The sequence below is a fragment of the Methylomonas sp. ZR1 genome (assembly GCF_013141865.1).
Lineage (GTDB): Bacteria > Pseudomonadota > Gammaproteobacteria > Methylococcales > Methylomonadaceae > Methylomonas.
This window is the reverse complement of record NZ_RCST01000001.1, coordinates 2,761,289-2,785,397: the sequence shown is the minus strand read 5'-3', so window position 1 is coordinate 2,785,397 and position 24,109 is coordinate 2,761,289. Positions and strand designations below refer to the sequence as shown.

The 24,109-nt window shown below is 54.2% G+C and carries 24 protein-coding genes; 18 read left to right on the top strand and 6 right to left on the bottom strand.

Translation table 11 applies throughout. The features are described from left to right. Positions 1–380 precede the first annotated feature (380 nt). From hsdR to DDY07_RS12465, 7 genes are all read left to right on the top strand, one after another. A complete protein-coding gene (gene hsdR, locus DDY07_RS12495) occupies positions 381–2,744 on the top strand; it encodes an EcoAI/FtnUII family type I restriction enzme subunit R (protein ID WP_171696148.1) in 2,364 nt (787 codons plus the stop codon). Positions 2,745–2,846: 102 nt separating this feature from the next. After that, the gene (locus DDY07_RS12490; protein WP_171696147.1) at positions 2,847–3,707 is read left to right on the top strand and encodes a type I restriction-modification system subunit M N-terminal domain-containing protein; all 861 of its coding nucleotides are present in this window, start codon (positions 2,847–2,849) and stop codon (positions 3,705–3,707) included. Beyond that, positions 3,707–4,012: a DUF1016 N-terminal domain-containing protein gene (locus DDY07_RS12485; RefSeq protein ID WP_033155601.1), complete on the top strand. Its 306-nt coding sequence runs from the start codon at positions 3,707–3,709 to the stop codon at positions 4,010–4,012. The genes DDY07_RS12490 and DDY07_RS12485 overlap by 1 nt, the downstream gene beginning before the upstream one ends. Positions 4,013–4,095: 83 nt before the next feature. After that, complete coding sequence (locus tag DDY07_RS12480) at positions 4,096–4,353, top strand: DUF4160 domain-containing protein (RefSeq protein WP_171696146.1); 258 nt, start codon at positions 4,096–4,098, stop codon at positions 4,351–4,353. 4 nt (positions 4,354–4,357) lie between these two features. Then, positions 4,358–4,645 (top strand): DUF2442 domain-containing protein, encoded by a 288-nt coding sequence (locus DDY07_RS12475; protein WP_033155599.1) that lies wholly within the window; start codon positions 4,358–4,360, stop codon positions 4,643–4,645. Beyond that, a complete protein-coding gene (locus tag DDY07_RS12470; RefSeq protein WP_216614750.1) occupies positions 4,596–6,443 on the top strand; it encodes a restriction endonuclease subunit S in 1,848 nt (615 codons plus the stop codon). Before DDY07_RS12475 ends, DDY07_RS12470 begins: the two co-directional genes overlap by 50 nt. A 521-nt stretch (positions 6,444–6,964) precedes the next feature. Continuing rightward, positions 6,965–7,183 carry a hypothetical protein gene (locus DDY07_RS12465; RefSeq protein ID WP_171696145.1) on the top strand — a complete coding sequence of 73 codons (219 nt, stop codon included), beginning with the start codon at positions 6,965–6,967 and terminating at the stop codon, positions 7,181–7,183. A 152-nt stretch (positions 7,184–7,335) separates the two neighbouring features. Here the strand turns inward: DDY07_RS12465 and DDY07_RS12460 are convergent, their stop codons facing one another. Continuing rightward, complete coding sequence (locus tag DDY07_RS12460) at positions 7,336–8,178, bottom strand: PEP-CTERM sorting domain-containing protein (RefSeq protein ID WP_171696144.1); 843 nt, start codon at positions 8,176–8,178, stop codon at positions 7,336–7,338. Between the two features lie 417 nt (positions 8,179–8,595). On the opposite strand from DDY07_RS12460, the gene DDY07_RS12455 reads away from it, so the two are divergent. The 10 genes from DDY07_RS12455 (at position 8,596) to DDY07_RS12410 (ending at position 20,458) form a co-directional block, all read left to right on the top strand. After that, positions 8,596–9,684, top strand: coding sequence for a cytochrome-c peroxidase (locus DDY07_RS12455; protein ID WP_171696143.1), 1,089 nt, complete (start codon positions 8,596–8,598; stop codon positions 9,682–9,684). Next, on the top strand, positions 9,581–11,653 hold the full coding sequence (locus DDY07_RS12450) for a DAHL domain-containing protein (protein ID WP_171696142.1): 2,073 nt from the start codon (positions 9,581–9,583) through the stop codon (positions 11,651–11,653). Before DDY07_RS12455 ends, DDY07_RS12450 begins: the two co-directional genes overlap by 104 nt. After that, a complete protein-coding gene (locus DDY07_RS12445; RefSeq protein ID WP_171696141.1) occupies positions 11,643–13,067 on the top strand; it encodes a sigma-54 dependent transcriptional regulator in 1,425 nt (474 codons plus the stop codon). Before DDY07_RS12450 ends, DDY07_RS12445 begins: the two co-directional genes overlap by 11 nt. 82 nt (positions 13,068–13,149) lie before the next feature. Further along, positions 13,150–14,160, top strand: a complete 1,011-nt coding sequence (gene fba, locus DDY07_RS12440) for a class II fructose-bisphosphate aldolase (RefSeq protein WP_171696140.1) — start codon at positions 13,150–13,152, stop codon at positions 14,158–14,160. Between the two features lie 292 nt (positions 14,161–14,452). Further along, entirely contained in the window at positions 14,453–14,887 is a 435-nt protein-coding gene (locus DDY07_RS12435; RefSeq protein ID WP_367650874.1) for a hypothetical protein, read from the top strand. A gap of 11 nt (positions 14,888–14,898) precedes the next feature. Continuing rightward, entirely contained in the window at positions 14,899–15,564 is a 666-nt protein-coding gene (locus DDY07_RS12430) for a response regulator transcription factor (protein WP_171696139.1), read from the top strand. Further along, positions 15,561–16,886 carry a sensor histidine kinase gene (locus DDY07_RS12425; RefSeq protein WP_171696138.1) on the top strand — a complete coding sequence of 442 codons (1,326 nt, stop codon included), beginning with the start codon at positions 15,561–15,563 and terminating at the stop codon, positions 16,884–16,886. Before DDY07_RS12430 ends, DDY07_RS12425 begins: the two co-directional genes overlap by 4 nt. A gap of 131 nt (positions 16,887–17,017) precedes the next feature. Then, on the top strand, positions 17,018–19,297 hold the full coding sequence (locus tag DDY07_RS12420; RefSeq protein ID WP_171696137.1) for a TonB-dependent receptor: 2,280 nt from the start codon (positions 17,018–17,020) through the stop codon (positions 19,295–19,297). Positions 19,298–19,414: 117 nt separating this feature from the next. Next, positions 19,415–19,966, top strand: coding sequence for a HupE/UreJ family protein (locus tag DDY07_RS12415; RefSeq protein ID WP_171696136.1), 552 nt, complete (start codon positions 19,415–19,417; stop codon positions 19,964–19,966). A gap of 123 nt (positions 19,967–20,089) precedes the next feature. Beyond that, positions 20,090–20,458 (top strand): hypothetical protein, encoded by a 369-nt coding sequence (locus DDY07_RS12410; protein ID WP_171696135.1) that lies wholly within the window; start codon positions 20,090–20,092, stop codon positions 20,456–20,458. A 270-nt stretch (positions 20,459–20,728) separates the two neighbouring features. Here DDY07_RS12410 and DDY07_RS12405 read toward each other — a convergent pair whose 3' ends face one another. The 5 genes from DDY07_RS12405 to DDY07_RS12385 all read right to left on the bottom strand — a co-directional run bounded on the left by DDY07_RS12405 (position 20,729) and on the right by DDY07_RS12385 (position 23,387). After that, positions 20,729–21,208 carry a hypothetical protein gene (locus tag DDY07_RS12405; RefSeq protein WP_171696134.1) on the bottom strand — a complete coding sequence of 160 codons (480 nt, stop codon included), beginning with the start codon at positions 21,206–21,208 and terminating at the stop codon, positions 20,729–20,731. A 147-nt stretch (positions 21,209–21,355) separates the two neighbouring features. Further along, positions 21,356–21,982 carry a hypothetical protein gene (locus tag DDY07_RS12400; RefSeq protein WP_171696133.1) on the bottom strand — a complete coding sequence of 209 codons (627 nt, stop codon included), beginning with the start codon at positions 21,980–21,982 and terminating at the stop codon, positions 21,356–21,358. Further along, positions 21,979–22,368 carry a copper resistance protein CopC gene (locus DDY07_RS12395; RefSeq protein ID WP_171696132.1) on the bottom strand — a complete coding sequence of 130 codons (390 nt, stop codon included), beginning with the start codon at positions 22,366–22,368 and terminating at the stop codon, positions 21,979–21,981. Before DDY07_RS12395 ends, DDY07_RS12400 begins: the two co-directional genes overlap by 4 nt. A 9-nt stretch (positions 22,369–22,377) precedes the next feature. Beyond that, on the bottom strand, positions 22,378–22,797 hold the full coding sequence (locus tag DDY07_RS12390) for a hypothetical protein (protein ID WP_171696131.1): 420 nt from the start codon (positions 22,795–22,797) through the stop codon (positions 22,378–22,380). Positions 22,798–22,808: 11 nt separating this feature from the next. Then, on the bottom strand, positions 22,809–23,387 hold the full coding sequence (locus tag DDY07_RS12385; protein WP_171696130.1) for a hypothetical protein: 579 nt from the start codon (positions 23,385–23,387) through the stop codon (positions 22,809–22,811). A gap of 128 nt (positions 23,388–23,515) precedes the next feature. On the opposite strand from DDY07_RS12385, the gene nikR reads away from it, so the two are divergent. Further along, on the top strand, positions 23,516–23,983 hold the full coding sequence (gene nikR / locus DDY07_RS12380) for a nickel-responsive transcriptional regulator NikR (RefSeq protein ID WP_171696129.1): 468 nt from the start codon (positions 23,516–23,518) through the stop codon (positions 23,981–23,983). Positions 23,984–24,109 lie beyond the last annotated feature (126 nt).

The window sequence follows — 24,109 nt, the reverse complement described above, 5'->3', positions numbered from 1 at the left end:
TCTGCCGGGTTTTCACAAAGGCCATACTACACAGCGAGCTTTTTAGCAGTGGATAATGCGCTAATCGCACCTCGCAGTTGCTCTAAAGCCCATAATTCGTGAAAGCGTGAATTTAGAATGCCGAAGTTAGAGTCGTCCAAGCGAGCGATGAAGGCAATTGCGTGGCTTGGCAAAACCGTTGATTGTTTCCATGTGAATAGCCTATGCTTTGCCACTGCCTCTAGCGCGCAGCCACCCACACAGCACGTCGTAGGGATTTTAAGATAATATTCAGCGCTTCAGACTCAGCCAAACTTGAGGTTGCAGTTTTAGGTACAGGGATATTTTCATCAGCGGCGAGTCAGGACTTATTCAAAGGTTTACAAGGATTTTTCCCGAAAATGAATAACAAAAAAAACCTCAGCGAACGTGACATCTGCAGCAAATTTATCACGCCGGCCCTAACGGCCGCCGGCTGGGATTTGCTCAGCCAGATTCGGGAAGAAGTCGGTTTCACCAAAGGCCGCATTATCGTGCGCGGCAAACTGCATACGCGCGGTGAACAAAAACGCGCGGATTACATCCTCTACCATCAAGCGAATATGCCACTGGCCGTCATTGAGGCCAAGGTCAACAGCCTCAGTGTGGGTGCCGGTATGCAGCAAGCGCTAAGTTATGCCGAAACTCTCAGCGTGCCGTTCGTATTCAGTTCCAATGGCGACGGCTTTCTGATGCATGATCGCACCGGACTGTCCGACAAGACCGAGCAATGGCTGGCGCTGGACGCCTTCCCGTCGCCGGCCGAACTGTGGCGGCGTTATTGCCAATGGAAAGGCTTGGAGACAGACGCCGCTCGCCATACTGTAGAAATGCCGTACTACGATGACGGCACCGGCCGCGCGCCGCGTTATTATCAAGCCAATGCCATCAACCGCACGGTTGAAGCGGTAGCGAAACAACAGCAGCGCATCTTGCTGGTGATGGCCACCGGCACCGGCAAAACCTACACCGCATTCCAAATCATCTGGCGCCTATGGAAGTCCGGCGCGAAAAAACGCATCCTGTTTTTAGCCGACCGGAACATCTTGGTGGATCAAACCAAAAACAACGACTTCAAACCGTTTGCTGCGGCGATGACCAAAATCAGCAAGCGTCAGGTCGATAAAAGTTACGAGATTTACCTGTCTTTATATCAAGCCGTCACCGGCAGCGAAGAAGAGCAAAATATCTACAAACAATTCTCTCCCGATTTTTTCGATTTGATTGTCATCGACGAATGCCATCGGGGTAGCGCAGCAGAAGACTCGGCCTGGCGCGAAATTCTGGCCTATTTTTCCTCGGCTACCCATGTCGGCTTAACCGCCACGCCCAAAGAAACCAAAGACGTATCCAGTATTTTTTACTTCGGCGAACCGGTATATACCTACAGCCTTAAACAAGGTATCGAAGATGGCTTTTTGGCGCCCTACAAAGTGGTGCGCATCGACATCGACAAAGATCTGCAAGGTTGGCGACCCAGCAAAGGTCAAACCGACAAAAATGGCCAACTGATAGAAGACCGGGTTTACAACCAGATCGATATGGATCGCATCCTGGTACTGGAAAAACGCACCGAACTGGTCGCCAAGAAAATCACCGAATTTCTGACTGCCACCGATCCTTACGCCAAAACCATCGTGTTTTGCGATGACATCGACCACGCCGAGCGCATGCGCCAAGCCTTGGTTAATCTGAACCCGGAGCGAATCAACGAAAGCCGCAAATACGTCATGCGCATTACCGGCGATGAACTCGAAGGCAAGGCCGAACTGGATAACTTCATCAACCCCGAACAGCGTTACCCGGTCATCGCCACCACCTCCAAACTGATGACGACCGGCGTGGATGCGCAAACCTGCAAACTGGTGGTGCTGGATCAACATATTAAATCGATGACCGAGTTCAAGCAGATCATCGGTCGCGGCACCCGTATCAACGAGGATTACGACAAATACTGGTTCACCATCATGGACTTCAAAAAAGCCACCGAGCTGTTTGCCGACCAGGATTTCGACGGCGAGCCGGTGATGATTTACCAGCCCGAAGGCGGCGCATCCCCCGTGCCGCCGGACGACAATCCCGGCGCTGAAACCGATCATCCCGATTCAGAACCTACCGAAAATACCGTCGATACCTCAGCAGGCGAGGGCGACGACGAACCACACCGTCGAGTAAAATACGTGCTCGGCGATGTCAGCGTCTATGTGATTGCCGAACGGGTGCAGTATTACGGCCCGGAAGGCAAACTGATCACAGAATCGCTCAAGGATTACACGCGCTCCACCGTGCGCAAGGATTATGCCTCGCTCGATGACTTCCTGCGCCGCTGGACCAAAGCCGAACGCAAAGCCGCCATCCTGCAAGAATTGGAACAACATGGCCTGTTGCTGGAGCCGCTGGCTGACGAAGTCGGCAAGGATTTCGACGCCTTCGATCTCATCTGTCACGTCGCCTTTGACCAACCGCCGCTCACCCGTCGCGAGCGCGCCGAGCAGGTCAAAAAGCGTAACTACTTTGCCAAATACGGCGGGCAGGCCCGCCAGGTATTGGAAACCCTGCTGGAAAAATACGCCGACACCGGCATAGAAAATATTGAAGACATCAAAATCCTCACCCTGGACCCGTTCAAAAACATGGGTACCGCCAGTGAACTGGTCTCGGCCTTTGGCGGCAAGCCGGCCTACCTGGCGGCTTTGCAAGAATTAGAAGCCCATCTGTATGCGTAAACGCCGGTTTTTATAATTTTTGTAGTCGATTCGCGTGGGCAGAAAAACTTGCCCACCCACCCTTAGAATATCCCTCTTAACAGACATGATAAGCCCCCATTTATGAGCATTTCCGCCACCATTAAATCCATCCAAGACATCATGCGCAAAGATGTGGGTGTCGATGGCGACGCCCAGCGCCTCAGTCAATTGGTGTGGATGTTGTTTTTAAAAATCTTTGACGACCGCGAAACCGAATGGGAGATATTGCAAGACAACTATCAATCGCCGTTGCCGGAGCCGTACCGCTGGCGTAACTGGGCGGCCAATGCCGAAGGCATGACCGGCGATGCGCTGAAATCGTTCCTGGATAACGAGCTGTTCCCCTCCTTGCAGCAACTGCCGGCCAAGGGCGGCGACCAGCGCGCCTACGTCATCCGTTCGGTGTTTGAAGACGCCTACAACTACATGAAATCCGGCCAGTTGATCCGGCAAGTCATCAACAAAATTCAGGAAGGCGTCGATTTCAACAAAGCCCAGGAACGGCATTTGTTCGGCGATATGCCCAACGGCGTGTTTGCGCCGTACACCGGCATCAAAACCAATTTGCTGTTTTTCAGCAAAGGCACGCCCACCCAAAACATCTGGTTTTACGAACACCCCTATCCGCCCGGCGTCAAAAGCTACAACAAAACCAAGCCGATGAAGATCGAAGAATTTGCGGCGGAGACCGCCTGGTGGGGCAGTGAAGCGGATGGTTTCAGTCAGCGCGTGGAAAACCCGCAAGCCTGGCAAGTCAGCCTGGCAGACATCCAGGCCCGCAACTACAACCTGGATTGCAAAAACCCGCATGTCGGCGAGCAGGAAATCCACGACCCCGAACAACTGCTGGCCCAATACCAAACCATGCAAGCCGACATTGCTGCCTTGCGCGGGCAATTGAAAAATATACTGGCACAAGCGTTAGCGGACAGGAGGGCATGATGAATACACCGGTGAATATTCAGCCTTTATTTGATCAAGTCCGGCAGGTCATCGACCACGCCCATCAACAACTACGCCATACTGTCAACGATCTCATGGTGCAAAGTTATTGGCACATCGGTCGCTTGATTATCGACGACGAACAAGGCGGTGCGCACCGTGCGGAATATGGCAAGCAAACGCTAAAACAATTATCGGAGAAACTCAGCGCCGAATACGGCAAGGGGTTTTCACCGCAAAATCTTTGGAATTTCCGTCAGTTTTATCTTGAATTCCCAATTCTCTCCACGGCATGGAGAGAATGACAACCCGAATTGCAACGCGACCGGGCTATATTGGAAAATGCCGGTATGCATACTGCCGCATTTACAGGAAAGCGAGATTAGCCATGCCGATCATTAGTCGATTTCTGGGGGTCGTCATCTCCATGTTCTGGAATGGCCATGCTCCACCGCACTTTCACGCCAAATATGGCGATTACGAAATTACCGTCAACATTCATACTGGCGTAGTAGAAGGCCAATTCCCACGCCGCGCTTTGCGCCACGTATTGGATTGGTATGAATTGCATCAGGCGGAATTGTTGGAAGACTGGGAGCTATGCCGCAAATCGCAATTACCTAAACCCATAGAACCCTTGGAGTAACGCCATGTTCCTGCATATTAATGAAGCTAAATATCTCGACGAATACAAGGTCGCTGTCACGTTCAATGACGGCAAATCCGGCGTGGCCGATCTCTCCTCTGCGCTCACTGCTGGCGTATTTAAGGTGCTGCAAGACAAAACCGAGTTTGCCAAACTCAGAGTGGATGAAGAACTGGACACCATTAGCTGGCCGAATGGCTTAGATCTGGCTCCGGAATTCGTTTACTTCCAGGCCTTTAAGGATGACCCTCACCTTCAACTGCAATTCAAAGCATGGGGCTATGCAGGCTGATTTGCGGATATTTAAAGGTATGAGCGCCATTCAGCAACTGTTGACCGAACACCTGGATCTCTGGACCGCTGCCGACACCGTTAAAAAGTCAGGCCGGGGCCGAGGGGCCGGCACGGCGGCCAGTGTCTATGGCATTAAGAAATTGCGCGAGCTGATTTTGGAACTGGCCGTGCGCGGCAAACTGGTGCCGCAAGATGCTAACGACGAGCCTGCCTGTGAATTGCTGAAACGGATACAGGCGGAAAAGGCTAGGTTGATTGCTGAGGGCAAGATCAATAAAGACAAACCGCCGGCAGCGATTTCTGAGGATGAAAAGCCGTTTGAATTGCCGGAGGGTTGGGAGTGGGTTCAGTTTGGAGAAATATGCGGAATTGAGCGAGGCGGTTCTCCTCGCCCAATAAAATCTTTTCTTACGGATGCACCAGAAGGCCTGAATTGGATCAAAATTGGAGATACTGAACAGGGTGGAAAATACATTACATCCTCCAGTGAAAAAATTACTAGGGATGGCTTATCAAAAACCAGGATGGTTTATCCGGGTGATTTCTTGCTAACAAACTCAATGAGTTTTGGGCGCCCCTATATAACTAAAATTGAAGGCTGCATCCATGACGGATGGTTACGCATTAGCCCGCCCGAAAGCCTGAATAAAGACTATCTGTATTCACTACTTTCCTCACCATATGTATTTGCACGCTTTAAAGCTGCGGCTGCAGGCGCTGTTGTCATGAATTTGAATTCAGAAAAAGTCAGAGAACTTTTTATACCTCTACCTCCATTTGCCGAACAGCATCGCATCGCCACCAAAGTTGATGAGTTAATGGCGCTGTGTGACCAACTGGAAACCCGGCATATCAACGCCGCCGACGCCCATGAAAAACTGGTCAGCCACTTGCTTGGCACGCTCACTTCCACAACCGTTCATCCTGAGCTTGTCGAAGGACCATTAGCAAAAGATGCCGCTCATGCTTCGACAAGCTCAGCATTTATGCCCTATAGGGTACGAACGGAATCTTTTGCCGAAAACTGGCAGCGCATCGCCGCGCATTTCGACACCTTGTTCACCACCGAAGCCAGCATCGATGCCCTCAAGCAAACCCTGCTGCAACTGGCGGTAATGGGCAAACTGGTGCCGCAAGACCCAAACGACGAACCGGCCAGCGAATTGCTCAAACGCTACGGCATTTCTAGCACAGCATCATTTACTGCTGGTTGGTCAAAAGTTCCACTTGGCAAATTAGGTGACATATACAGCGGTGCAACGCCAAGCAAAGCTAAGCCAGAATATTGGGTAGGAAATATACCCTGGATTTCACCGAAAGACATGAAACGCTTCTACATTAACGACGCTGAAGATAATGTTAGTGAGAGCGCTATATCTGAAACGAATCTCAAACTAGTTCCAGCCGGGAGTCTTCTTGTTGTAGTTCGCGGCATGATCCTCGCACATTCATTTCCCGTCGCCTTGACAACTAGTGAGGTCACAATAAATCAAGATATGAAAGCGTTGGTTCTGCCAGAAGAAATTAAAGAATTCACGCTTCTTTATATGCGAGCGATGAAAAACTCATTCGTAGCTCTTGTGGATAGGTCAAGCCATGGCACTTGCAAACTTGTCTCTGCAAAACTCTGGACGTTTATTGTTGAGTATCCACCCCTAGCCGAACAACACCGCATAGTCGCCAAAGTCGAAGAACTGATGGCCCTCTGCGACCAACTAAAAGCCCGCCTCGCCGCCGCCAATCAATTACAGCAAAAGCTGGCGGATGGTATGGTTGAGCGGGCCATCATGCCATGATGTTTTGCTCAAAGCCTGAACAGCAAAGCCGCCTTCAATCATTTTTCCGAGCGTTTATACCGATGGGCCGTTGCTATATCGTCCGTTGAGCCGGTCTGTGCTGGGTGCAGCCGATGTGGCCGGTGTACAAGACAGCCGGCTCGCTGCTCATGAACCCTGCGGTATTCCCCAACAAAACTTAAAGGCGCGTCATTGCGGATGCTGTGGATTATTGCGTCCGGCTGCCGGTAATTTGCCACAGATGTAAGGGCGGGCGGCTTGTAAAGTGCTTATGCCGGCAAACAGCAAGGGTTTGCGACCCGACCGATCAGTGGTCGTCGCCGGTCAGATTGCAATAGGCATTGCATTTTGGCTCCGGCCAGCAAACGGAGGCGCTGGCCAAGAGCATCTGCGATTTGAATGGGTGTGCCCAAAACGGCAGGCGGATGAAGGCTTGGTTTAGACACGGATCGGTTCAAGTCGCGGTTTGGAACCACCTCTTAGCGGTGGGAATTTATTGATATTTCAAAGGAGCCAGTCAAATGAACACGCAAGTAACGCAAAATTTTAGGGTTCTGAATGCGGACGAACTGCAACAGGTAGCCGGCGGTTGGTGCGGTACGACTTACCCCGGTTTCTGGAAAGGGCCAAAACCCGGTCCGCTGCCCGACTTGTTTAGTGGCGCGGTCAGCAAGCTATCCATGGTCAGTTTGAACCCGCAACCGTTGCCACCCGCTGAAATCGGCTTTTTCGCGCAGTAAGCGCTTAAGCTCAGAAAAGCCGGCCCAGTGCCGGCTTTTTTACGTGGTGGCAAGCAAATAAAGGCTGAGTTACCGGCCTAAAAAAACCATGCCGCCAACAACTTGCTTGCTAACGGCATGGCAGGTAGGAGAGGAGTGCAGTGCAGGACGATTTAAACGCTGGCTTGTTTGCGTTTACCCAAGCCCATGACGCCCAGGATGCCGCTTAGAAACAGCCAGGTGGCAGCGGGCAGCGGTACGGCGGCAACGCCGGATACCGAGAAGGCTTGGTTAAACGTGGTGCCGCCGACGATGTCGGTGCCGATTCTCAGCCAGTCCGGGTCCAGGTTGCCGTCGCGTATCCAGGATTGCAAATCCGGCGTGAACGGGCCGCTGCCGCCGACTATTGGTTTAGCAGCCGACAACCAGAGGAAATTCCCGTTTTTCAATTCCACCTGCGGCACGAAAAAGTAATGGTCGGCCGCCAAGGAGATGGCGTCGTTAAAATTAATGTCAAATCTGACTTCCTGCCCGGAAACAGCGCCTTCGCCGCCGGTGGTTTGGTTGGGCAGCGGATGAATGCCGTTGATTACCGAGTTGCCGGCCAAGGCGTTGCTGTTTAGTAATGTGACGCTGTAGCTCAAGGAGTTGTCAGCCGATTCGCGGCCCAAAAACGCTACATCCGAAGGCGAGTTGACGCGGGTAGGCACGCGGCCGGAGGGCGGGTTTACGGAATCCTTACCAAATACTCGGTAGATTTCGACATTTACATTGGCGATGTCACTAAGGGTGGCGCCGTTGGCGAGCAAACCGGTGAACGTGGCCTGATTTAATTGGGTGTGTTGCGTTAATACAAAGTCGTCCGCTGATTCTATTTCCCGGCTGGTGCCGCCGGCTTGCGCGCCGGTGGCGATTCGGTAATCCGGGCCGCCCGTGCTGAACGAGAAGGCTGCGGCGTCGGCGTTGGCGGCGAACAAGGTGGAAACGGCCAAAAGGGGAATTAATTTGCTTTGCATGTCGGTACTCCTAAAAGGGTTAAAGTGCTGAGAATTGGTCTCGGATAAAGAAACTGCTGGCAGCTTCTGTCTCTAACAATGCGAGTAGCGTGCCAAGAAAGTTTTTTATAAATAAGCGTTTAAAATCATTTATTTAGAATTTAGTTTTTCCGTATTTGTGCCGGCGAGTGGGTGCGACAAAAGTTGCAGCAAAGGTGCTGGAAAGCGCTGCGATGCCGGTCATTAAGCGGCGGAGGGCGGTTGACAGAGTGGCTTATTCAGCAACTTTTGTCTCAGGGGGAGTAACGGAAAGCTTACATGTAGCGTGATAACCAAAGAAAAGGCCGTTGATCCAGTACGAAATTTAGCCTTACCCTGATTTCAATCGAGGATAGAATGAAGACCGGATTCGTAAACCACGCTTTGACACACGTAAACATGACGCAAAAAAGTATGCCTGGGCTTTTTTTAGCGGTTGGCATGGGACTGGCCTTAACGATAGCCGCGCGGGCGCAAACCCCGGAACCGCTGGCGCCATTACCGCTTACAGTGGCTTTAGATGCCCCGCGCGTGGTGTTGGGCCAACGCTTATTTCACGATCCCAAACTCTCCGACCAAGGCCAGCGCTCTTGCGCCAGTTGTCATCCGCTGGACAGCGGCGGCATGGACGGCAAAGTCCGCGCCGCAGCGGCGGACGGGGCGTCGCGGCTGCGCAATACTCCCAGTTTGTTCAACGTGTCGTTCAACTACTTTTTTAATTGGGATGGGGTCGTGACTACTTTGGAAGCCCACACCGAAAAAGTCATGCTTAATCCGAAAATCATGAACGCCAAGTGGCCGGAGTTGATCGAGCGTTTGCGCGCGGTGCCGGATTATGTCGATGCGTTTAGCCGAATCTACCCGGACGGCTTGACCAAAGCCAATGTGGTCGACGCCTTGAGCCATTTTGAGCGCAGTTTAGTCACGCCCAATGCCCGTTTTGACCGCTTTCTACGCGGTGAAACCACGGCGCTTGACGCTGACGAACAGGAAGGCTTTCATTTGTTCAAGGCCTTGGGCTGCGTGGCCTGCCATCAGGGTGTCAATCTGGGCGGCAATCTATTCCAGAAGTTCGGCGTATTCGGCGCACCGCAAGGGCTGCAAGAGCCGGTGGACGAGGGCCGTTACAGCGTCACCGGCAACGACAGAGACCGCGGCGTGTTTCGGGTGCCAAGCTTGCGTAATGTGGCCGTCACCGCGCCCTATTTTCACGACGGCCGCGCCGCTACCCTGGAAGCGGCGGTGGATACGATGGCCGAGCATCAATTGGGTAAGCGGCTGGCGGCGAAGCAGCGCGATACTATCGTCAAATTTCTGAAGACATTGACCGGGGAATACGCCTGCAAGGCTTTGGTCGCCAGCCAATCAGCCAATCAGCCAAGCCATGACCGTGATTTCCTGGCGGCCCAGATTGATCGTCGCCGGTCTGTTGCTGGCCTTGACCTATCTCTGGTTACAAAGCGCCAGCCCGGAACTGGAGCGGCGTAACCGCCTGCAAAGCACGCTGCGCATCATCGAACTACGCGATGCGGAACTGATGCGCGATATTTTGCTGGCCCGCGCCGGCTTGCTGGCTAATTACGACGCGCTAACCAAAGCCGGCCATGAGCTGCTGCGGTTATCGCAGAGTTTGCAAACCGAATTGCAACCGGCGAATGCTGATGCTGAAAAACTCATGGGCACATTGGCAGGCCAGCTGACGGCAACGGTGCAGGAACGCTTGGGGCAGATCGAATACTTAAAATCCGATAACGCCTTGTTGCGCAATTCGGTGATGTCCTTCGACGAAATCGGTAAAACCTTGCGCGCTGCCGCGAAGCCGGGTGATGCCGTCAAGCTGGGCAATTTATGGCGCTTGATGTTTAGTTTCATGGACAGCCCGCAGCCGGAACTGGCCGTGGAAATTCAGCAGGAGCTTGATCGGCTGGCCGCAGTGGCCGCGCAGTCGGATGACTATCGGGTGCTGATCGACCACGGCCGACTGATCATCGACGTGTCGCCGAAGGTGGATACCTTGCTGCGGCAGATCATCGCTCAGCCTATCGTTAGCCGGGTCGATGATTTGCAACAAGCTCTGCGCCATTACAGCGGCAGCGTGGAGCAACAAGCCGAAGCCTATCGTTTGGCGCTGTATTTGGTCGCCGTCGTCCTGCTGGCGTACTTGCTGTATCAATTTGTCCTGCTCAGGGCGAATACGCTGGCGTTACGAAAGGCCCACGCCAATTTGCAACAAGAAACCAACGAACGCTTGCAAGCCGAATCCTGGTTGCGGGAAAGCGAAGCCCGGCTGCGCGCCATTACCGATTCGGCGCATGAGGCGATTGTTTCTGTGGACATGCAGGGCAATATCGTGTCCTGGAACCAGGGCGCGCAGATGATGTTTGGCTTTCCGGCAGAGCAAATACTCGGTCAGCCATTTCAGCAGTTGCTGGCACACCCGGAGCCGGACTTTTTCGCGGAAACTGGGGAAGCACAAGGCGCAAATCGACTTAATAGCCCAATGCGGGAATTGAAGGTTTTAAGGCAGAACAACAGCGCGTTTCCGGTCGAGTTGTCGCTATCCCGTTGGACGCGCGGCGCCGAGCGCTATTTGACCGCGATCATCCGCGACATCAGTGTACGCAAGCAACTGGAACAGGTGGCCCGCCAGCAAGAGCTGCAACTGATTCAAGCCAACAAAATGACGGCCTTGGGTACTTTGGTATCCGGCGTCGCGCATGAAATTAACAACCCCAATCAACTGATTCTGTTTAATTCCGGCTTACTTGCCGATATTTGGAGCGATGCGCTGGAGGTGTTGGAAGAGCATTATCAAGCGACCGGCGAGTTTTCCTTGGGCGGCTTGCCTTACAGCGAAATGCGCAATAGTGCGGCGGTGTTGATCCGCGATGTCAGGGATGGCGCCAAACGCATCGAACGCATCGTCGCCGAACTGAAAAACTATGCCCGCCCGCCAAGTAGCGAGGCTCCGGTATCTTTTGCGATTAACGAGGTGGTGGAGCGGGCGCTGGCTTTACTGAAGCATTTGATCGAACAAAAAACCCGGCATTTCAAAACCGATTTGGCCGAGGGCTTGCCTGAGCTGCGCGGCAATCCGCAGCAGGTGGAACAGGTGTTGGTCAATCTGTTGATTAATGCCCTGGAAGCACTCCCGGACCAGGAAAAATCCGTCAGCGTTACCACCAAGCTGTTGAATGACGGCCGGCAGTTGGGTGTGGAAGTTCGGGACGAAGGTGTCGGTATCGCCGCCGAACATATCCAACAACTCTGCGACCCGTTCTTTACCACGAAGCAGGCTAATGGCGGCACCGGCTTGGGTTTGGCGATCAGTGCTTCATTGCTGCGCGCTCAAGGCGGTAGCTTAAGTTTTTCATCCGCGCCGGGGCAAGGCACCTGTGCGCGGGTTATTTTTCAGGTCAATCCGGGGCCGGCGATGGCAGACAATCATGCAATGTAAAGACTTGGGCAACCTGCCTATTTTGTTGGTGGACGACGAAGCGCAGTTGTTGCACAGCGCCAGTTTGGTGTTGCGGAGTGCCGGATTTACCGAGGTGCTGACGCTGGACGACAGCCGGACGGTATTACCATTGCTGGCAAGCCGGCCCGTCGGCGTCATTGTGCTGGATTTAACCATGCCGCATCTGTCCGGCAAGGCCTTATTGGAGCAGATAGCCGCCGAGTATCCGGAAATCCCGGTGATCATGATGACCGCCACCAACGATTTGCAGATTGCTGTAGAGTGCATGCGTAGCGGCGCCAGCGATTATTTACTCAAGCCGGTGGAGCATAGCTGTCTGGTGGCCGCGGTGCGGCGGGCGGTGGAAAGCCGGGTGCTGCGCGCGGAATTTTTGTCGCTGAAAGAGCGGATGCTGACCAACAGCCCCCATGAGCCCAGCGCATTTGCCGACATCGTCACGCAAAGCCCGGCCATGTTTGCTATCTTCCGCTACATCGAAGCTATTGCCGCCTCCCCGCAACCGGTGTTGATCACCGGCGAAACCGGGGCCGGCAAAGAGTTGATTGCCCGTGCCTTGCACCGCTTGTCCGGGCGCGCGGGTGATTTGGTGGCGGTCAATGTCGCCGGCCTGGACGATACCTTGTTTTCCGATACGTTGTTCGGCCATGCCAAGGGCTCGTTTACCGGCGCGGAACGGGCCCGTGACGGATTGCTGGCCAGCACCGGCGAGGGTACGCTGTTTCTGGATGAAATCGGCGACCTCAGTATCGCTTCGCAGGTCAAATTGTTGCGTTTGTTGCAGGACGGCTCCTTCTACCCGATAGGCGCGGATCGGCCCCGGCAGAGCAGGGCGCGCATCATTGTGGCGACCCATTGCGATGTCAGACGGCAAGTCGAACTCGGCAGTTTTCGCAAGGATTTATATTTTCGCTTGCGGACCCATCATATCCAACTGCCGCCGCTCCGTGAACGCCGGGAAGACTTGCCGCAACTGACGCTGCATTTTGTGGAAAAAGCCGCCGACAGCCTGAGCAAGCCCGCGCCCAGCCTGCCGCCGGCGTTGTTTCAGTGGTTGCATAATTACCCGTTCCCCGGCAATATCCGCGAGCTGGAAGGCATGGCCTTCGATGCGGTCGCCCGTAGCCAGGGTGGGGTACTGTCCTTGCAGAGTTTCAAGGAGGCCATTGCCGAGCAAATGCCGATGCCCGGCGATGCTAGTGTCATGGACGGGATGTCGGCCTCGTCCGGCAGTTTTCCGGAGCGCTTGCCGACGCTGAAGGAATCCGAAGAGTCACTGATTGCCGAAGCTTTACAACGCGCCCAAGGCAATCAAGGGGTCGCCGCCGGTTTGCTGGGCATCAGCCGGCAGGCTTTAAACAAGCGCCTTATTCGCCGCGACGCGGAAAGTTTGTGAGCCGATAACCTATTTGTTCCGACGGTGTAGATGCCGTCAGACGCCATCTAATTAAATATAACAACGCCAAGGAGAGCCAAGCGTGGCTTTAATATCTTTACGACAACTTTTGGATTACGCGGCCGAACACAGCTTTGCGGTGCCGGCTTTCAACATCAGCAACATGGAGCAAGTGCAGGCCATCATGCAGGCGGCCGATGCCTGCGATAGTCCGGTGATCATGCAGGGCTCGGCCGGCGCGAATCGCTATGCCGGCGAAGTGTTTCTACGGCATTTGATCTTGGCCGCCGTCGAGCAATATCCGCATATTCCGGTGGTGATGCACCGCGATCACGCGCCATCGCCGGACATTTGCGCCCAGGCTATTCAATCAGGATTTAGCTCGGTGATGATGGATGGCTCTTTACTGGAGGACATGAAAACCCCGGCGTCGTTTGAGTATAACGTCGAGGTGACCCGCCGCGTGGTGAACATGGCGCATGCCTGTGGCGTGTCGGTGGAAGGCGAAATCGGTTGCCTGGGTTCGTTGGAAAATCAGCAGAATGCGGATCACAGCCGCTTGCTGACCGATCCCGATGAAGCGGTGGAATTTGTCAAACAAACCCGAATCGATGCCTTGGCGGTGGCCATAGGCACCAGTCATGGCGCGTATAAATTTAGTAAGCCGCCGACAGGTGAGGTGCTGGTGATCAGCCGCTTAAAAACCTTGCAACAGCGTCTGCCGAATATGCATTTTGTCATGCACGGCTCCAGCTCGGTGCCGCAAGACTGGCTGCAAATCATCAACGAATACGGCGGCGATATTCCGGAAACCTATGGTGTGCCGGTGGCGGAAATTGTGGAAGGCATTAAATACGGGGTGCGCAAGGTCAATATCGATACCGACTTACGCATGGCGTCCACCGGTGCGATTCGCCGCTTTGTCGCCCAACCGGAACATGCCGTGGAATTGGATGCCCGCAAGATTTACCAAGCCGCCAGAGACGCGATGCAGGCGCTTTGCCAGGCGCGTTATGAAGCATTCGGTTCGGCTGGACATGCCGGTAAAATTAAAGTGGTGCCATTAAGCCGGATGGTGAAAAGCTATTGTTGAGATAGGCAAACGCCGAGCGGATTTTTCGCAAAGGTGCCTATGATGTTCTGAGCATCGAATGCCCTGCTTGCCTATCCTGCGGGCTTGTCGTTGGCAATCCCGTAAAACCCGACTGGGCAGTTTCGACAGAAACACCGCCTTAACCCCGCTATTTCCATTCGATGTAAGACTAAAAAAATAATTATCTTAATGATGCTACAATTCGCGGCCGATTAGGTTTGTCCGAAAGTGAGTCCTTTATTTTTATCCGTGATAACGGGAACGGGCTACAGCGTAGTCATTAGGAGGAAATGTGAGAGTTTTGGCTATTGTGTTAATTGCATCGCTTGCATGCTTGATGGGTGCTTGCAGCAAGGCGAATCAGATCAATGCCCGGAGTTTACAGACTGCGCAGAAGTCGGTTTTTTACATCAAAGAACATTTGCCGGAAGCAGAACGTATGCCGTTTGAGGTTTCCTATTGGTTATTGCGCGAGCAAATCAAGAATAACGATGAGTTCTTGCAACTCATCGACGGTAAGACTTCGAAAGAGTTGATCGACTTGGGGAAAGACAATTTCACGAAGCGTAAAGCGGCCGGCGATAAGGAATATGCCCGTTACGAGAATTGGGAGCAGATGATTGCCAAGTCTTCGCAACAGCGCAACGCTCAAGAAACCGAGGAAAGTGCCGATCCGCGCGACAAAAAAGGTTATCCCCGCGTCGACTACAAAATGCACGCGATGTAACTCACGCATTTATGCGTTTACTACTAATCGAGGACGATCCAGCCTTCGCTTTGCCGCTGGCGGCCGATTTGCGCGGTGCCGGCTACGTCGTCGATACCGCAAGTGACGGTGCGCAGGGCGAGTTCCTGGGTGCCACCGAACCTTACGATGCCGCGATTCTCGACCTGGGCTTGCCCAAACTGGCCGGTCTGGAGGTGCTGAAATGCTGGCGCGATGCCGGCAACCACATGCCGGTTATCGTCCTGACCGCCCGCGATGCCTGGCACGAAAAAGTCGACGGCTTTAAGGCCGGTGCCGATGACTATGTCTGCAAACCCTTCCACCCTCAAGAATTGCTGGCCCGTTTGCAGGCGGTGTTGAAGCGGGTGCATCATTTCAACCAGTCCAAATTAACGGTGTTTGGTGTCGAATTGGACGAAGACGAGCAAACCGCCACAGTAGCCGGTGGCGAGGCCCAGTCGCTGACTGCCATCGAATTCAGGCTGTTGCGCTATTTCATGCTGAATGCCGGCAAGGTGTTGAGCAAGGGACAACTGGGCGAACATGTCTACAGCGAATCGGCCGAACCCGACAGCAACGTGCTGGAAGTTTACGTCAAACGTCTGCGCAAGATCGTCGGCAACGATTTGATCCACACCCGGCGCGGCCAAGGCTATCTGTTCGGCCTAAAGCCATGATGTCGTTGCGCAAGCGCCTGGGCCGTGGCCTGATCGCGGTGTTGGGGGCGATTTTCATCCTGCATTGGCTGGCCGCCGACTGGATTATCCGCAGCGCCGCCGAAAAACAGATGGCCAACCGCCTGGCCGACGACGGTTACTCACTGCTGGAATCTCTGGCCTACAGCGACGCCGACCAAGTCACTTTCAATAGTTTCCATATCAGTTCGGTCTACAACCGCCGTTTGTCCGGCCACTACTACCAGATCAAGATCGATACCCAGGCCTACCCGTCGCCGTCTTTGCTGGATTTTCCGCTGGCGGTCGAGGCCGTCGGGCCTGAGCAGTCGATGCTTTACCATGCGGCCGGACCCGAGCAAACGCCGCTGTTGGTATTGACCTTGGGCGCGGTTCGTTTCGGGCATCGGATCAACATCAGCGTGGCCGAAGACCTATCGGCAGTCGACCACGACATCACCGCCATTCGCGTGGCTTATTTGGGTTTGACCCTGCTGATATTGTTCAGCGCCATCGGCCTGCTGCGCTGGGACATCCAGCGCGCGCTACGTCCGCTGGCCACGGTGCGCGCCGAACTGGAGCAGGTCGCCGGCGGCGGCAGGCAACATATCGGCAGCGAGGTGCCGGCCGAAGTCCAACCGCTGGTCGAGGAAATCAACCATTTGCTGGAATTGGTGGTGCGCCGCTTGCAACAATCGCGCACCGCGATGGGCAATCTGGCGCATGCGCTGAAATCGCCGATGGCGCTATTACTAAGAACCGGCGAAGACCCGCATTTCGATGGCCGGCCTGACTTGCGGTCGCGCCTGGATGAGCAAAGCCAGGCCATCCGCCATTGCGTAGAACGCGAGTTAAAACGGGCGCGGATCGCCGGCGACCAGCAGGCGGCGCCGGCTTTCAACCCGCATAGCGAAATCATCGCCCTGAAAAAGACTCTGCGCGCCATTTACGCCGACAAGTCGCTGGATATTCAAGTCACCGCACCCAAACAACTGCTGCATTTCGACCGGGAAGACTTGATGGAAGTCCTCGGCAACCTGCTGGATAACGCCTGCAAATGGGCGAAGCAGCGGATTGATGTCGAATTGGCGCTGGAAGGCGGGGTGGTAATTCGGGTCGCCGACGACGGCCCCGGTTGCCAAAACGAAGATCTGGCCTACCTGACTCAACGCGGCCGGCGCCTGGATGAGTCGGTGCAAGGCCATGGCCTGGGTCTTGGTATCGTGTCGGACATCGTCAACACCTACCATGGCGCAATATATTTTGGCCGCAGTAAGGTTCTGGGCGGCTTTTTGGTAACGGTGAGTTTGCCGTTGCATCGCTAAAACCGGATTCAAAGCGCCGGGATTTTCAGTTTCGATTCAGTTGGCTTGGTTACATTGCGCCCCGGTATTCAGTTTCGGCCTGCCGGGGCTTGGATGCGTTGTTAATCAATATTCAATCCGAAGTGAATCATATGCCCAAACAACATGGATTATTGCCGGCTTTGCTAGCGGGTGTGATGGCCGGGAGCGTGGCGGCGGCCGAACCCGAGGCCCATTCGCCTTCAGCCGAGCATGCCGTCGACACGCTGACTAGCGTCGAAGTCGAAGAAAGCGTCGAGAAAGCCGCGACCTTTTCCGGCTCCACGGCGGTGATCAGCAAAGATACTTTGGAACGTGACCAGGTGTTCACGGTCAACGAGGCCTTGCGCAAGGCGCCCGGCGTCTACGTGCGCGACGAGGAAGGCTTTGGCCTGCGGCCGAATATCGCCTTTCGCGGCCAGAACCCGTTCCGTTCCACCAAGGTGTTGTTTCTGGAAGACGGCATCCCGTTCAACTTCGCGCCCTACGGCGACAACGATATTTACTACCATCCGCCGATCGAACGCTACGACGGCATCGAGATTTACAAGGGCGCCGATTTGACTCAATTCGGCCCGCAAACCATCAACGGCGCGATCAATTATTTGACGCCCAAGGTGCCGACCACGCCCGGCGGTTTCGTCAGTTTTACCGGCGGCAACCGCGATTATCTGAACGGCCACGCCCGCTACGGCGGCATGGCTAAGAAAGTTCAGGGTCTGGATGCCGTCGGCGGCGTGGTCGATTACATCCACAAGGAAGGCATGGAAAACCGCGACAATACCTTCGCCGTGGTGGACGACGCCAACCTGAAAAGCATCATCGACTTCGATGCCCGCAACCGCTTGACCCTACGCGGCGACTTTTACCACCAGGACGAACAAGGCGCGGCCTTTGGTTTGACCGATGCCGAATACCGCAAACTGGGCGCGCGTTACAATCCGGACAAGAACGCCAATTTTACCAACGACCGCTGGTCAACCTCGGCCACCTACGAGCACAGCTTTAATAACGACGTGACGCTGGAAACCAGTTTTTACTGGTCGGCGTACGAACGCAACTGGTGGCGACAGCAAAACGAGTTTCCGACCGAGAACCAGTGCGTCTCTCGCGGTATTTCGACTTATGTGCAAGACCGCGAGAACGGCATTCCGGTCGATATGGATTTGTGTAATTACAACTCCGGCCGCTTGCGTAACTACGAAACCTGGGGCGTGGCACCGACCTTGCACGCCAAGCACGATCTGTTCGGCATCGAAAGCCAATTGGATGCGGGTTTTCGGGCGCATTTCGAGAATCAGTATCGGCGCATGATTCGCGGCAGTACCGCGGACGCACGCGACGCCAGTAACCCCAACGGCGGCAGTTACGGCCAACTGACCGAGAATAACCAACGCTTTGCCGACGCCTATTCCGGCTTTGTGCAGAACAAATTCATCTGGAACGATTGGACCTTCACGCCGGGCGTGCGCGTCGAATCGGTCAGCTATGAGCGCAAGAATCTACTGAACGGCACGCAAGGCCAAAGCAGTCTGACCGAAATCCTGCCGTCGTTCGCGATGACGTATGCGCCCATCGATAGCGCCGAGCTGTTTTTCGGCATTCACCGTGGCTTCGCACCACCCCGAGTGGAGGACGCGGTTTACAACGATACCGGCGGCTCGGCGGAAGTCGGCGCGGAGATCAGTTGGAACACCGAGTTCGGCATCAGGGCCCGGCCGGTGCGCGGCGTCAAGACCGAGTTGACCTATTTCCACAACGACTTCGATTCGTTAACCGTACTGGGCACGGTCGGCGGCGGCACGGTGCCGGTGGCGCAAGGCAAGGCCTTGTATGAAGGTATCGAACTGATGGCGCGGGCCGATTTCGGCGATGTGTTCGACTGGACCCATAACCCGTATGCGCAGATTGCCTACATGTGGCTGCCGACCGCCGAGACCACCGAAGCCTTCCGCTGTGTGCCGTTGTCCAGCGGCGCCTATCCGGCGAGTTGCCCCGGCGGCAATGTGTTCGGTTCCGCGCCGGGCAAGCGCGCACCCTACGCACCGGAAAGCCTGTTGACCGCGACCTTGGGCTACTCGCATCCGACCGGTTTCGATGCCCACTTGGAAGCAGCCTTCGTCAGCGAGCAATACGCCGATTTTCTGAATCTGGACAGCGGCGCCGATCACCCCAACGGCCCCACCAGCAGCGCGGCTTTGGGCGGTAGCTACGGCAAAATCAACGACTACGTGGTGGTCAACTTCGCCAGCTCGTACAAGGTGCGCAAGGACTTAACGCTGTTCGTTTCGCTGAAAAACATGCTGGACAACACCTACATCACCGACCGGGTGCGCGGTATCCAGTCCGGCATGCCGCGTCTGGTGCAGGCAGGGTTTAAGTACGAGTTTTAAAACGAAGAGCTTTGTACAAGAAATTGTTATGAATTATTTTTAATTTATCCTATTTCTGCTACGATGGCGGCTGTTATGGAAATTCTTCCCAGACTTGCCGCCATCGGAGACAGAAGCATGAATCAGAAACTAATTCGAAAGTTTCCCGTTTTGATGCTGGCGATCATGCCAGCTGCGCAGGCGCACCCGTTCCATTGGACCGGCGATACTATCGGTTTCCTCAGCGGCTTATTCCACCCTTTTTCCAGTTCGGATCATATTCTGACGATGTTGGCGGTGGGTATGTGGATATGCCGAACAGTTAGCGGCAAATCGGTTTTATGGCTGGCGCTGTTGTTCCTGTCCATGCTTTTGCTGGGCGGCGGTTTGACCCTGATCCCGTTGGAGATTGCCCACGCTGAAACGCTGATGTATGCGAGCGTGCTGATTTTGGGTTTGCTGTTGGCGTCGGGACGCAAATTGCACTGGGTTTTTTCGTTACTGCTGGTTACGGGCGTCGCGGTGTTTCACGGTTATGTGCACGCTTTGGATATTTGGCTGGATGTTGAAGCGCTGGGCTATACGGCCGGCTTCGCTTTGGCGACTTCAAGTCTATTGGCAATCGGCGTTGTCGTAAATCTGGGTATCTTGATGTCACTGGCTAAGCTGGCTGGCCGGATGCCTCAATAAATAGCCACGCCAAGCACTCGAAAATAATTTCAACCAAAGGAGTCGCCCGCTCAGTAGAGTTTAATCTCAGATCAGGACAATTTGCTTTACCCGTTACATTTCATTTTAACTAAGAGGAAACACATGACATTAAAGAAAATTTTTATCGCATTAACTCTGCTGGTTTCGATTCTGGGCTTTTCCGGTGCAACGTATGCAAAAGAAGCCCATAAAACCGTGCCAGAGGTGTTGAAAGAAGTGGATGCTCATATGCAAGCCGCTTTGGATGCGATTCCGTCCGCTGATTCGACAAAAATAGCCACGTTGATCAAGGAAGCGTCGCAAAGCGCCAGCGAACTTAGCGCCAACTATAAATTCGAATTCGAACGCGACAAAGTGGTTTTGAAATTGAAAAAAGCCAGAGAATCGGCTAAAAAGTCCGATTTTGCTGCTGCAGAACAAGAACTTAAAGAAGCCAGAGAAGGCTTTGCCGGTCTGACAAAATTCCAGTAATGGCATTTTGACAACACAAATATTTCATGTATGCAGTTTGGGCAGCTTGGGCTGCCCTTTTTTTTGCGCGGAAGAAAAATACCGGAAGTCGCTGCCGACTGGGTCGGCGTGGGCAATTTAAGCGGCCGGAAGAAATAGCGCGATGAAGAAATAACGGGTCGTTTTACACGGGGATAGGCAAGAAAATGAACGTCAAAAAACGCCGATACCTCCCACTGTTATTCGAATGTGCCAACTCCGGCGACGGCAGAAGTTGGCTTTTACTGTTGGTTAGAAAGCCTGGTTGGCAAAGGGGTTGAAACTGGGGCGTTGAACCACGTTAAAGCCAAATTCGGTGGCTTGGTGGCAGGCGTTGCAACCAGCGGTGAGCTTATCGTAATTTGCAATAAACTCAGCTTTGTTTTTGGCGCTTATCGCTTGTTCCAGCGCTGTGAGTGGCTGGTCGACATATTGGGCGATCAATTCCGGAATCGCTTGTTTGATCTGCTTATGCGTGGGGTGGTACTTACCGGCATCTTCCATCCCTTCGTGCAGTTCGTCGATTTCATAGGCCGCCAGTGCCCAGTTTTCGGCCTGACCGGCAAACCATAATTTGGTGTGGCGAGTGGCGGTTTGCGCCATGATTTCACCCAGGCCTGGTACGAAACCGGCGTCGGCGTGCTGTTCATCGTGATGGTGATGGGAGGCACAGGCGGTTAGCGATAACACGCAAGCGGCCAGTATGGTCGATTTAAATCGGATCGGTGTCATAGGGGGTTCCTTTGCAAGACAGAGTGAAAGCAGGCTATTGACTACCGACGGTCGCGACATGCGCGGCGCGCCGGTATCTTTTCGTTCGGCCCGTAGCATGTGGTTACGGCAGGCAGGCCCGTTGTGGTCGGAGCGACGAAATCGGGGTTAACGCGGTGTATGAGCTGGATTGGGCTTTAGCCAGCGCGGTACGAAGTAGGCCGCCAGCGCTATCAATCCGCCCAGCAATCCCACCACAATCCATAGGCTATTGCCGCTAGCGGCCGTTGGTTCGACAAGCAAACCAACGGTCAGAGGCATGTGAAGCGCGCTGATCTCCGGTGGCGTATGCAAGTCGTTGTCCTCTACGAACAACACTGCTTGGTATTTACCCGGCGTTTTAAAATCCACTGTCGTCGTCAATACGCCTTGCTTAACCACGGCCATCGGTAATTCGGCGATGGATTGACCGTCTTCGCGTAATATTTTCAATGCCACCGGCTTCTTGCGTACATCCAGATCCAGCAAATCGATCGCAATCTGAGTTTTGCCGACACGCGGCAGATCGACGCATTCGGCCTGAGGTACGGATTTGTCGTCCTTGGCACGATTAGGATCGATCTGGTAGGCGGCAAAATTGACCACGTAATAGTCATTGGTCAGCATGCAACCGTAAAGATCGTAGCTGCCGTTGGCGCCTTTGCGGTTGCCACCCAGAGGCACCGATGCCATAGCCAGTTGCAAGCCGGTCGCGAACAACAATAAAGCAGCGGAAAGTCGGCTGATACGAATCATGGTTTGGCCTCCCCGGGCGCCGATTCGGCGACGATGGAAAATTTGGAAACCCCGCTGACGATTAGCCCGTCTTCGGTAATCACCCGGTAGCGGGTGGCGTAAGCGCCGGGCGGCAATGTTTGGGTGGTGGCGGTTAGCCGATGACGTTCGCCGAGGACTAGGCGGGCATCGCCGTTGTCGACCCGCTTGCCTTGGGCATCGACAACCACGACCGAAGGTGAACGCTCGCCGACGTTACCACTGAACCAGAATTTCACCGTGCCGTCGAAACCGGTCACTTCGGCGTTATTTTTGGGGTCGGACTTTAACAGCACGCCTTCGGCAAGGCTAATTGGGCTGGCCAATGCCAGCAACACCGGGATGAATGGATTTAAAAGCTTACGCATGGAGTTTCCTTAGGGCAGGCCGAAGAAGCCGGCGATGAACAGTACCAGCGGATCGGATAAGGGGTGAAAGAAGCCCAAGGTTATCGCCGCTAGACTAATGACGAAAACCCGGGTCCAAGTCGTCAGATCCAAATCCTGTTTGCGCCAGAGCAAATGAAATGCCAGCCAACTTAATAACCAGACGCCGATAGCCAGGGTTTCCTTGCCCGTATACGAGCCTATGCTGCCGTCCGGGCCTTTGCCTTGCGACCCCGGAATCCAGTAGCCGAAGCTATGCACTAACTTGTCCAGGCCGGGCGACAATCGCGAAATATGGTGGCTGACCATCAAGGTCAAAAATGCCAGTAATAGGGCCATGCTGGCCGCTACCACCGGCCCGGAATAGAGGGGCTCGTTATTGGAATCGGTTTGGTTTTGATTATGTATCACGCGGGTCCCCGTCAAACAAAGCGCAGTTTGGCCAGTACCAAGCCAACCACGAAGCCGATCATCAGAAAACTCCATGACACCAGGATTGTGATGCCGACGAAGCGGGTCAGGTCGCGGCGCATTTGGATCGATAGGCCGTAGTAGTACAGTGTCGCGGTTGCCAATAGCATCAGCGGAAACGGGAACAGCGAGACGAATTCCTTGAATTCCATCAGCACGTTATGAATTGCCGGCACATGAGCCAGTATCCAGTCGCGCGGGCCGTCTTGACCGCGGTAGCGCATATAGATCCAGTTCCCGCTAATCGCGCCGGCCAGATTTAGCAGGGTGGCGGCCAGCAGCCAGAGGCGCAACGATTCAAGTCTGACGTGCATGCCTTTTATCAACGGAATGGCACGATGGGTAAGATAGGTGCCGACCACGACAGCGAGGATAGCGCTCACGCCATGCACGCCGGCCTTCAGGCTATAGTCGCTCGGATACCAAAAGTCGGAAGCCGTTAATATCAACAGCAGTGTTAAGGCAATACCGACTTGGCTGCGAATGACGAGTTTGCTGAAGTTGTCGTGTATGTAATGTCCCGCGGACATGAAAAATGCCTCTTGTTGTTTTAATCGCGCCGGCAGTGCGGCGGGTATCTATATCGGTGTAAACGCCAGCGAATCAGGGCTTTGCGTTATAATCGACGATCCCATAACAATAACGACAGGAGCCGACTTTGGAACGTTTTACCATCTCTCTCAACGACGATTTGGCCGCCGAATTCGATCAATGGATTGCGGCGCGCGGCTACTCCAATCGTTCCGAAGCCGTACGCGATTTATTGCGCAAGGAAATCGAAACCAAGCGTCTCAGCAAGGATGAGGCCATCTACAGCATCGCCACGCTCTCCTATGTCTACAATCATCACGAACGTAATTTAGCCGAACGCCTAACCAGCCTGCAACACGACGCCCACGACCTGGTCGTGTCGTCCATGCATGTTCATCTCGATCACGACGACTGCATGGAAACCTTGTTCCTGCGCGGCATGACTCAACGAATTCGGTCGCTGGCAGACAAAATGTCCGCCGAAACCGGGGTGCGCCACGCATCGCTAAACTTGGTGCCGGTGAAAATGGCAATGTCGCATCACCAGCATGGTCACCACGATCATGCTCACAGCCACTTTCATCCGCGTACTTGAAGGCCCGAGTTAGCGGCACAAGCAGTTTATTGGCGAAGATAATAAGATATTTTGTTAAATCTTCATAATTTTAAAAAATGTGACTTCTATCGTATGATGGTTTTACGTTTTGTCCCACATGGCGCA

What these genes read in the sequence shown, in the direction of transcription:
- hsdR (WP_171696148.1), top strand. Translation starts at nt 381, where the DNA reads ATGAATAACAAAAAAAACCTCAGCGAACGTGACATCTGCAGCAAATTT.
- DDY07_RS12490 (WP_171696147.1), top strand. Translation starts at nt 2,847, where the DNA reads ATGAGCATTTCCGCCACCATTAAATCCATCCAAGACATCATGCGCAAA.
- DDY07_RS12485 (WP_033155601.1), top strand. Translation starts at nt 3,707, where the DNA reads ATGAATACACCGGTGAATATTCAGCCTTTATTTGATCAAGTCCGGCAG.
- DDY07_RS12480 (WP_171696146.1), top strand. Translation starts at nt 4,096, where the DNA reads ATGCCGATCATTAGTCGATTTCTGGGGGTCGTCATCTCCATGTTCTGG.
- DDY07_RS12475 (WP_033155599.1), top strand. Translation starts at nt 4,358, where the DNA reads ATGTTCCTGCATATTAATGAAGCTAAATATCTCGACGAATACAAGGTC.
- DDY07_RS12470 (WP_216614750.1), top strand. Translation starts at nt 4,596, where the DNA reads ATGACCCTCACCTTCAACTGCAATTCAAAGCATGGGGCTATGCAGGCT.
- DDY07_RS12465 (WP_171696145.1), top strand. Translation starts at nt 6,965, where the DNA reads ATGAACACGCAAGTAACGCAAAATTTTAGGGTTCTGAATGCGGACGAA.
- DDY07_RS12460 (WP_171696144.1), bottom strand. Translation starts at nt 8,178, where the DNA reads ATGCAAAGCAAATTAATTCCCCTTTTGGCCGTTTCCACCTTGTTCGCC.
- DDY07_RS12455 (WP_171696143.1), top strand. Translation starts at nt 8,596, where the DNA reads ATGACGCAAAAAAGTATGCCTGGGCTTTTTTTAGCGGTTGGCATGGGA.
- DDY07_RS12450 (WP_171696142.1), top strand. Translation starts at nt 9,581, where the DNA reads ATGACCGTGATTTCCTGGCGGCCCAGATTGATCGTCGCCGGTCTGTTG.
- DDY07_RS12445 (WP_171696141.1), top strand. Translation starts at nt 11,643, where the DNA reads ATGCAATGTAAAGACTTGGGCAACCTGCCTATTTTGTTGGTGGACGAC.
- DDY07_RS12430 (WP_171696139.1), top strand. Translation starts at nt 14,899, where the DNA reads ATGCGTTTACTACTAATCGAGGACGATCCAGCCTTCGCTTTGCCGCTG.
- DDY07_RS12425 (WP_171696138.1), top strand. Translation starts at nt 15,561, where the DNA reads ATGATGTCGTTGCGCAAGCGCCTGGGCCGTGGCCTGATCGCGGTGTTG.
- DDY07_RS12420 (WP_171696137.1), top strand. Translation starts at nt 17,018, where the DNA reads ATGCCCAAACAACATGGATTATTGCCGGCTTTGCTAGCGGGTGTGATG.
- DDY07_RS12415 (WP_171696136.1), top strand. Translation starts at nt 19,415, where the DNA reads ATGAATCAGAAACTAATTCGAAAGTTTCCCGTTTTGATGCTGGCGATC.
- DDY07_RS12410 (WP_171696135.1), top strand. Translation starts at nt 20,090, where the DNA reads ATGACATTAAAGAAAATTTTTATCGCATTAACTCTGCTGGTTTCGATT.
- DDY07_RS12405 (WP_171696134.1), bottom strand. Translation starts at nt 21,208, where the DNA reads ATGACACCGATCCGATTTAAATCGACCATACTGGCCGCTTGCGTGTTA.
- DDY07_RS12400 (WP_171696133.1), bottom strand. Translation starts at nt 21,982, where the DNA reads ATGATTCGTATCAGCCGACTTTCCGCTGCTTTATTGTTGTTCGCGACC.
- DDY07_RS12395 (WP_171696132.1), bottom strand. Translation starts at nt 22,368, where the DNA reads ATGCGTAAGCTTTTAAATCCATTCATCCCGGTGTTGCTGGCATTGGCC.
- DDY07_RS12385 (WP_171696130.1), bottom strand. Translation starts at nt 23,387, where the DNA reads ATGTCCGCGGGACATTACATACACGACAACTTCAGCAAACTCGTCATT.